At 38.0% G+C, this 1805-nt stretch carries 1 CRISPR repeat array.

The window, feature by feature from the left end:
• Positions 1-27: 27 nt before the first annotated feature.
• A CRISPR array of direct repeats spans positions 28-1752; the repeat unit is 29 nt; unit sequence GTTTTATCTGAACGTAGTGGGATTTAAAG.
• The last annotated feature ends 53 nt before the right edge of the window (positions 1753-1805 follow it).

Raw genomic sequence — 1805 nt, forward strand, 5'->3', positions numbered from 1 at the left:
TGATATGCTTTCATGATTTATAACATCGTTTTATCTGAACGTAGTGGGATTTAAAGTATATTAGATCGTTTATGTATGATTCAATTTCCCCGTTTTATCTGAACGTAGTGGGATTTAAAGTTAACAACTTGGTTAATGGCTCAAAGGCTCAGAAGGGTTTTATCTGAACGTAGTGGGATTTAAAGATGAATGTGAATCTTGGAATGTTGATGATTGGTATAAGTTTTATCTGAACGTAGTGGGATTTAAAGATTTACAACAGGGCAAATTGGGTGGATTTGTTAATCGTTTTATCTGAACGTAGTGGGATTTAAAGGAGTATCACCAGCGGGTTAATGTGTTGCGACATGAGAGTTTTATCTGAACGTAGTGGGATTTAAAGACCATCACCCAACCCGCCTTTCCGTCCTCAGCACCGTTTTATCTGAACGTAGTGGGATTTAAAGAGATAAAGAAAAACTGCCCAAAGGTGACAGCGAATAAGTTTTATCTGAACGTAGTGGGATTTAAAGTGGCTTGGGAACCCATCTTAAAGTGACCATATTGATAGTTTTATCTGAACGTAGTGGGATTTAAAGTTAGGCAGGATTCAGTTGTTATGATTGGTAGTTGTGTTTTATCTGAACGTAGTGGGATTTAAAGATGTTATATTGGTGGCTGATGGGGACAAATTGCCCGAGTTTTATCTGAACGTAGTGGGATTTAAAGGGGTAATAATGTCGTTGTCGGGTTAACACATTTTAGTTTTATCTGAACGTAGTGGGATTTAAAGCCGGCATAAAACTGAATGAAAATCGGATGAATTGTTGTTTTATCTGAACGTAGTGGGATTTAAAGACAGCAACGACCAAAATTAACCTGAGTATGCTTAACGTTTTATCTGAACGTAGTGGGATTTAAAGTATAAATGTATTATTGTTACATAAGTTGCGTTTGTTGTTTTATCTGAACGTAGTGGGATTTAAAGATAGTGGCCACGCTGGAAACCTTGCGTAAAGATATACGTTTTATCTGAACGTAGTGGGATTTAAAGATGGACGTAATTACAATGGCAGAGGACCTCGAATCTCGTTTTATCTGAACGTAGTGGGATTTAAAGAAAGAACAAAAAGATTTATTGGCCTCTTTAGGTATTGTTTTATCTGAACGTAGTGGGATTTAAAGTTGTTACAACCAGCATTATTCAAATTTTCAATTTCTAGTTTTATCTGAACGTAGTGGGATTTAAAGTTACCCTGGCGACCTGGGCAAATAGTGCAAATACATGTTTTATCTGAACGTAGTGGGATTTAAAGTTATGCGGGATAGCGACGACGAGCAAAAGAGGAGGACGTTTTATCTGAACGTAGTGGGATTTAAAGACAAAAAAGCTCGTCCATATTAGACGGGCTTTTTAGTTTTATCTGAACGTAGTGGGATTTAAAGTAAAACAACGTAAAGTAATAGAGCTGCCCTGCCCGGTTTTATCTGAACGTAGTGGGATTTAAAGTAAGCTGCTCCTCTTTATTCACATCCGCCTCCCCCTCGTTTTATCTGAACGTAGTGGGATTTAAAGCAGTATCCGCACCTTATCGCCTGGCTTAAAGCTCGAGTTTTATCTGAACGTAGTGGGATTTAAAGATGCCTTCTCTGGCCCGGTCTGTACTATCAAACTTATCGTTTTATCTGAACGTAGTGGGATTTAAAGCGGATTGCTATACCGCTTCCAGGGAACATTTGCTAAGTTTTATCTGAACGTAGTGGGATTTAAAGATGGTTGGTTAGTTAACTATCCTGTCTTGCAATCTCCGTTTTATCTGAACGTA

It is taken from the genome of Sporotomaculum syntrophicum, from assembly GCF_009932395.1.
GTDB classification, from domain to species: domain Bacteria; phylum Bacillota; class Desulfotomaculia; order Desulfotomaculales; family Desulfallaceae; genus Sporotomaculum; species Sporotomaculum syntrophicum.